The organism is Paenibacillus amylolyticus (genome assembly GCF_003719335.1).
Taxonomy (GTDB): domain Bacteria; phylum Bacillota; class Bacilli; order Paenibacillales; family Paenibacillaceae; genus Paenibacillus; species Paenibacillus amylolyticus_D.
Window position 1 is genome coordinate 161,318 of record NZ_RIAS01000016.1, and the last position, 7,351, is coordinate 168,668.

At 48.5% G+C, this 7,351-nt stretch carries 6 protein-coding genes; all 6 read right to left on the minus strand.

Features of this window, described 5'->3' with window-relative positions; all coding sequences use genetic code 11:
• Window positions 1–132: 132 nt before the first annotated feature.
• Window positions 133–1,680, minus strand: coding sequence for a sigma-70 family RNA polymerase sigma factor (locus EC604_RS23850; protein WP_123066518.1), 1,548 nt, complete (start codon window positions 1,678–1,680; stop codon window positions 133–135).
• Window positions 1,681–1,897: 217 nt separating this feature from the next.
• Window positions 1,898–2,299 (minus strand): spore coat protein GerQ, encoded by a 402-nt coding sequence (gene gerQ, locus EC604_RS23855; protein ID WP_240037154.1) that lies wholly within the window; start codon window positions 2,297–2,299, stop codon window positions 1,898–1,900.
• Window positions 2,300–2,473: 174 nt separating this feature from the next.
• Window positions 2,474–2,896 (minus strand): cell wall hydrolase, encoded by a 423-nt coding sequence (locus EC604_RS23860; RefSeq protein WP_123066520.1) that lies wholly within the window; start codon window positions 2,894–2,896, stop codon window positions 2,474–2,476.
• Between the two features lie 175 nt (window positions 2,897–3,071).
• On the minus strand, window positions 3,072–4,832 hold the full coding sequence (locus tag EC604_RS23865) for a hypothetical protein (RefSeq protein ID WP_123066521.1): 1,761 nt from the start codon (window positions 4,830–4,832) through the stop codon (window positions 3,072–3,074).
• Between the two features lie 146 nt (window positions 4,833–4,978).
• Window positions 4,979–5,728 (minus strand): SDR family NAD(P)-dependent oxidoreductase, encoded by a 750-nt coding sequence (locus EC604_RS23870; protein ID WP_123066522.1) that lies wholly within the window; start codon window positions 5,726–5,728, stop codon window positions 4,979–4,981.
• A gap of 251 nt (window positions 5,729–5,979) precedes the next feature.
• Window positions 5,980–7,077, minus strand: a complete 1,098-nt coding sequence (locus EC604_RS23875; RefSeq protein ID WP_123066523.1) for a collagen-like protein — start codon at window positions 7,075–7,077, stop codon at window positions 5,980–5,982.
• Window positions 7,078–7,351 lie beyond the last annotated feature (274 nt).

Sequence of the window (7,351 nt, forward strand, 5' to 3'; positions counted from 1 at the left end):
CTAAAAGGCCAAATCGACACAATTCGTTTACAAAAGTAGCGATTTCACTGTTTTATTTACATTTACTAAACAAAAGAAAAAAGGAAAACAGACTCTCATCGTCCAGTTCTCCCTCAACATGTTTGATATGACCTATCTCTTTGATTTCATACTTTCGATTTCACCTTGCCTCACATGCAACCCGCCCACCCAATATTCATCCTCTCTCAAACTACTCCAGTCGATTTCACCATTCAACGTCTGTACGCCCAGTTCCGTCAACGACATCACAGCATCATGAAATGCCTGATCATGCTGATTGAACATCGGAAAACTTGTCGCTCCTGTCATTCGAATGAGTGCATAGGGCCCTTCCGACATCCTTTTCAGATGAGCCCAGTATTCCAGATCACCCATACCGAGCACATGCAACTTGTCTCCTACCTTACGAAACAGGTCATGCGGACGATGAATACCCGATCTGATGGTTTCCAATGTTGTCTGTTCAATACTCCCCAAGCCATTGGTTACGGAAGGCAACCTGGACAGATGCGCCTCGAATGCAACTTTTGCAAATGGGAGTTCATTCATTCCGGACTTCAAGTATTCTTGATGCAACCGAATGTCAGATGAGCTGTACGCTTCCCAGAACTGTTTACCTGCCTGGAGTTCCTGTTTTTCAATGACATGCCAGTTGCCTGACAAACTTCCGATCTGCTTGGGAGTAAGCTGTCCCAGTCCTCTGAAATGCTCTACCTCGGGATACGAATCGATGCAAAGGAGATTCAGACGTATATTCTGTAGATCTTGTCCGCTAAAATAATGCAGCAAATAGGATAACATGGTTTGATCATAAAGGTCATACTCGAACCATAACACAATCTCTTGAAACTGCTGCAACGAACGAAGCTTCTCTTCTAATGCCTCAATATGCAGATACCCCTTCTGAGGTATGCCCAGTTCTTCTTCCAATACAACAGCACGATGCTGACGTGCGCTTCTGTCTGCCATAGCTGTAGTTACAGGGCCATACGTGTACAATTCCCTCCAAACCAGAATCTCTCCTTGTATACCGCTCTCGCGCAAGCGATTGGCCGCATGATCCCCATTCATGATATGCAACATGCTTTTTCCTCCTTCATGAAGTTCATTGAACACGGATGCCAGATTTCGTATAGGCAGTGAACGCTTGAGTTTCGTTCGGGCATCAAACATCCTTTTCTTTAATGCAGATACATTCACATCAAGAAAGTCCGATATTTCTTTGAGCGTGTAGCCTTGAAAGTAAAACAGATCAACTACAACTTGCATCGATGATGGCAGTTGGGCAATTGAACTGCGCAGCGTCTCCTGCAGCTCCTTCTGCATCGCCTGAGCTTCTGGGTCACGGGTCTGATCTTCTTCACGGAATACAGTCTCTACTTCTTGTATGGGAACCACCGCATGCCGCTTGCGTCTGAGCCAGCGATAACATTGCCTTTCTACAATGATTTTGAACCATCCCGGAAAAGCTTCCGGCTTCTCCAATTTGGACAGATTGGCAAATGCTTCGGTAAACGCCTCCTGTACAACATCCTCTGCGCCATACGCATCCTGTAAGTGCTGATAGGCCACGGCAAGTGCCATTCCGCGAAAATGATTCACCAGTTGCTTATAAGCTTCCGGCTCTCCCTTTACTGCTCCTTCAATCCATGATTTCAATACCGCGGACTCCCTTCATCTGTCGTTCATTGCTGCCTGAATTTGTATATCTATTGCTTCACTTTTGTGTTCTCATATGTAAGTGCCTTGAACTATTGATTAGGTTACTTTATTTTCGACTACAAATGCAAAAGCTGCCCTGTCTGCAGATGTGCACTGCATTCAGGACAGCCCAAACTACCTTATGTGTTGTATAAAATGTTATATTGATGAAGGATTAACGTCTGCTTGGTGCTTGCGGATAGTTGCCAACAACGCCCGGATATTGATACAGCAGCGGCTCATCAAACGTTGCATAGTCGAAGTTAACCATCAGCAACATGATTCTTCTACCGGTTTTAGGATCACTGATAATGATGTGGTCACGTCCAGCTGCTTCGATAATCCCTTGGAAAATACGAGCATTCCATTCTTTGTTTCCTTCGTATGTCATATAGAATGTACCGAATTTACCCAGGTTCAAACGCAAAATATTTTCAATGTACGATTGCTCAAACTGCGGAGCTGTAGTCGAAACGACCGTTCCTGACGGTGTCATTGGGCTTCCGCTGGATACGAGTGGCGGTACGCTGGTGGAGCTAGGAGATACCATGCCAGGTGTTGGTGCCATCGACGGCATGCCATTACCGACTTTGTAAGATGTTCCCTGAACTTGAGAATTCGCTTGTGCCCCTAATACCGAATTTGCTTGTGCTCCCAATACGGAATTGGCTTGCTGACCCATAGTTTGAGTTGGTTGATAAGGTGTGTTAATCACGATAATTCCTCCCTGAATATGAAAATTGGTAATGGATTAATAGACGTCCGGACAGTCTTCACCTGTTGGACTAAAGAAACAATGCGCCTTGAAACGTCCCGTGTTGGGCTGGTTATACCACGTCGCCGGGCAATCTCCAACCGGCCTGAAAAACCATAATGAGTTACTTGCTGGCCAGAAACGTTCCCCGTTAATGACCCGTTGTGCCAGCCGAATCTCGGATTGTCTAGCACGCTGGTAGAAGTATCCCTTCTGCGTGGATTCAAAGCCCCCCGGATTCTGAAAGACCATGCGGTTCATATCACGAATGTCGCCAAAATCCAGACAGTCTGCCAGCACACGATTCACGCCAACATTGCCTACCAGCAACATGCCTTGATCCCCATCACCCTCGGCCTCTGCCCTCATCAGTCTCGCCAAGAGCTTGACGTCTTCCGAGTTGGTCTTAATTACTGCCATCGCCTGTTCCCTCCCTTGTAGCAGCTGTTCATCACCGTACATCGTATTGTGCAGGAGCCTATTCGGTGACACTATTCCAGATTTTTTCCATAAAAAAAGACCGGAACCTCACGCAAGGTGAAGTCCCAAAGCCTTTTTCTAACACAAATTAATTTTGCTATGCTTCTGAATACCGTTAAGGTTTGGCTTCAATCCAGTAATCATAGGCATGGACCAGATTGCCTTTGTAGGCCTTGTATTTAGAGAGCAGGTCTGGCAGTTTGCTCAGCTGACTCTCCATATCCTCGGCTCCTTTTTCGTGAAATGAAATATGTGTACCTTCAAAATTTTCTTTCATTTCGACGGAAATGAGCAGTGATTTACCGAGACGGTCTGCTATTTCCATTTCCTGACTCACAACTGCAGCGATCCCGTTGGAGCCTTCTGCGGTGTTACGGAATGCCATTAGAGACACATGATCAAGCGTATCAATCATGAACTCGGTCACAGAGATATCCTTGCCTGGCAGCGGGTAGGTATCCAGCCACACCGCAAGATCCGCACTGGTTTCAAGGTTACTGTCCTTCTTCGTTTCTTCTTGGAAATAGGCGATATTCGATGCCCACTCGGTCAGCAGTGTATTTCGGTTCGCCTCCCATTCGGGCAGCGTATACGGCTCGATATCCAGATGGATGCCCTCGAACCGCTCGTCCGGTTCCACTTCAGCATTATAGTTTTTCACATAATCGATCAGCCGTTTGATCCGAGGACGATTCTCCTTTTTGCCCCAGATCGGATGTCCACCCATCGCATGAACTTCGATTCCCTGGGCTTTCGCTCTTTTCACAAAACTGCGGTAACTGGAGTAGGGCTGATCCAGATCAAGCCGCACGTATAACCAGTTGATCTTTTGCTGCTTGGAAAAAGCCAGAATGTGATCGCCGCCATCGTCCGTCACTTGTGAAGCCTCCCAGATATAGGTGCCGCGAATTTCAGGTGCACTTGCAGGCGGGTTTACTGGTTTTTCTGGTAGTGGCGGTTCTTCTGGCTCCAGTTTCCCCCAATACGTCAAATCATGTACAGCTGAACCGGCATAGGACTTATGTTCCCGGAATGCAGTTGCAACCTCTTGGAGTGCGTTCTCCAACTGTGCGGAGCCTTTGCCAGCAAAACTGGTAAACTCTTCACCAGGCATCGGCTTGGTGTTTACTCCCACGGTAACGCTAGTCCCGCTCTTGTCTGCCCACTGCATCTCCTGTTCAATTAAACGAATAATGCCGTTACTTCCTTGTGCATTATCCCGGTAAGCAAGCAGGGTCACATGGTCTACATTTTGAATAAACCAGTGTGACAATGCTTCGTTATCTGCATCATCAATTATACGATCGCCTTTGACCGTGTATGAATCGAGCCAGAAAGGCAGATCGACATGCACCGCTGTTCCGCCATCCTGTTTGGCCTGATTTAGAACCATTTTCATATTACTGATCCAGGATTGCACTAAGGGTTTGGCGTCTTCCTTCCATGCAGGCAGCACGTATGGTTTAACATCCAGATGGATTGCATCAAAGCGTTCGCCAGTTTCCACAGCCTGATTGTAATCCTGTACCCATGAAGTGAATCGAACCATAGGGCCCTCGCGTCCTTGAACACCCCAGGAGGGATCGCCGCCCAATGCCTCAATAGCAATACCTTCACGACCCGCTTTGGCAATAAATGCTCGATACACCTCTTTGGATATGGTCATGTCCACGTTTACATACAGTCGGTTAATCTTATGTTTAGCTGCATTCTCCAGCAGCTCATCTCCTGCACTCTTAACAGACTGTGCCTGCCATACCCAGGCTGCTCGTATATCCACATCTTCTGCTGTAGCAGGTGACTTGATCCCGATCATTATCATTCCTCCGATCAGTAATAACAGCCAAAACACTTTCCGGGACGTTTTCCCGAACATACACTCCCTCCATTCCTGTTCTGTTGTAAAATCACATTCATTATAGCAACCGACTTATCAAAAACAAATAAGCCCAAGTGCTTAACTTGGGCTTATTTCAGCTTCCACTAGCTTCGAAAGACCGGCTTCGGGTCGACGTCCCGGTTCTAGTCCTCATATATCATTTTTCGAGTCATGCCACCGTCAACTACGAGATTAGTCCCTGTGACAAAGGTATTAGCAGGGTCGGACAAATACAGACAGGCCCTTGAAATATCCGATGGCACGCCAACCCGGCCGGATGGATGTTGCTCATGGTCTTCTGCTTTAAGTTTGGACACGTCTCCAGTCTCAATCCAGCCGGGACTGATACAATTGACCCGAATTTGGTCTTTACCGAGTGAGACTGCCATCGCATGTGTCAGCGCTGTAATTGCACCTTTCGATGCGGCATATGCCTCGCTATTCGGCTCAGACATTCGTGCACGAGTCGAAGCCATATTTACGATGGCGCCGCCATGTTCATTTTTTTTCATATGCCGGGCCGCTTCCCGACTTGCCAGAAAACAGCTCCTCACATTTGTATTGAGCACATCGTCCCATTCGTCCACTGTTAGCTCATAGGGCGATTTCCACCTAGACACTCCAGCGTTATTCACCAGTACGTCAACCTGCTTGAACTCTTTCACTGTGGTATCGAATAACTGCTGAATATCTTGCTCCTTCCGCACATCACACTGCACAAAGATAGCTTCGCCGCCCTCATTGCGTATCGAAGCCGCCGCCGCCGCTCCCTCGGCTTCCTGAACATCGGCAAGCACGACTTTAGCCCCGGCAACCGCATAAGCTTCTGCCACACTTCGTCCAATTCCCTGAGCAGCTCCCGTGACAACAACAACCTGATCTGTAAGTGACATGACCATATTCCTCCTCTGATAAGACCTCTGTGTTTAATATAGTTGTTTGTTCAGTCTGGTTATGGCTATAGTTTATTACATTACTTATCGATTTCCATTAGCCCCATACCTATATACAAACACGATCTCCCTTTAAGAAACGCTTGTCCAGCAAACGATGGAAAAAAGCTCGCGTCATCAGGCGCAAGCGGTTCAATGTGAAGCACAGAGATTTGGAAACCTCGCTGGATTGGCAGCATCTATTCGTTTAATTATGCCAATTGGGTGATGACCAGATGCGCCGATACAGGTCTGGTTCCGCCTGCCAACGGAGTAATTGTCAATGCAGTAGCGTTACCTGCCGGATTTCGCACGGTGAGGATCGAATTAATGACGGTGGTCTGTACCAGAGCGATACCGACAATCTGAGAGGTTCCCGTTGCTCTCCCGACGACAGTAGCAGCCAAGTCTGCTCCATTGAGCGTTAGAATAAGCTGACCCGCTTCATCAATACTTACTTGGAATAAAATCTGGTACGTACCAATCGCTGCCAAATTGAATGAGCTGACACCTGTGCGTGCAATTGTAGTTCCACTTGTAGGGCCATCCTGTGGAAAGCTGACATCCGTACCCGGGGCAACTGTGGTCGCATTGTCAGGTGGCATCAGTGCAAAAAAGTCTGCGAAGCCCAGCACACCCCCGGTTGCTCCAGTGGCACCTGTCGCCCCAGTTGGACCTGCTGCTCCGGCGGCACCTGCCACACCTGTCGCCCCAGTTGGACCTGCTGCTCCGGCGGCCCCTGCCGCACCTGTCGCCCCAGTTGGACCTGCTGCTCCGGCTGCTCCCGCGGCACCTGTCGCTCCAGTTGGACCTGCCGCTCCGGCGGCACCTGTCGCCCCAGTTGGACCTGGGACACCTTGGGGTCCGATTGCACCAGCGGGTCCTGGATTCCCTTGCGGGCCTTGAGGCCCCACACTGCCAGCTTCTCCTGGAATTCCTTGTGCCCCTGCGGGACCAGCAGGCCCTACAGGACCTTGGGCACCAACCGCGCCGGGAGGACCAGGCTGTCCTTGCGGACCTTGTGGTCCAGGTGGGCCACCCGCTGGTCCCGTTGGGCCGGTAGCTCCCTGAGTACCACGATTTCCCTGAATACCTTGAATTCCCGGTATACCCTGAAGGCCTTGCGCCCCTGTTGGCCCAATAACTGTAGGCGTCGAGATATTCACTTCAGGCGGAGGGCATTTTACCTGCACTATTTTTCTGATAATCTTCTTTCTGCGCCCATTTTTTTTGACTTTACATTTGACTTTACAAGGGTAGACAACTCCCTTTTTTTTCTTCCAACGTTTCTTCATTTCTGGATGACTCACCGTCTGGACACCTCCCTATAGACATAGTTTAACCTACGTATAAAGATGAACAGATGCGTGGACGATCAACCATTTCAATTAAAAATCTAGCGGATTTTTAGAAATGAAACAGACCATTGTACAGAGGAAGCCCATATGTTGGATATGATCTGGTCGTGACCAATAATGAAGGCGAGCCTGAGATATTCGATTATTTGCTAGAGTAAAAGGCTGGGCAAAACCCGGCCTCTCCTCATCAAACCGTACGTGAGGTTTTCCCTCATACGGCTTTCCG

Coding starts and splice junctions, on each gene's coding strand:
- EC604_RS23860 (WP_123066520.1), bottom strand. CDS start 2,896: ATGGCAGTAATTAAGACCAACTCGGAAGACGTCAAGCTCTTGGCGAGA.
- EC604_RS23870 (WP_123066522.1), bottom strand. CDS start 5,728: ATGTCACTTACAGATCAGGTTGTTGTTGTCACGGGAGCTGCTCAGGGA.
- EC604_RS23865 (WP_123066521.1), bottom strand. CDS start 4,832: ATGTTCGGGAAAACGTCCCGGAAAGTGTTTTGGCTGTTATTACTGATC.
- gerQ (WP_240037154.1), bottom strand. CDS start 2,299: ATGCCGTCGATGGCACCAACACCTGGCATGGTATCTCCTAGCTCCACC.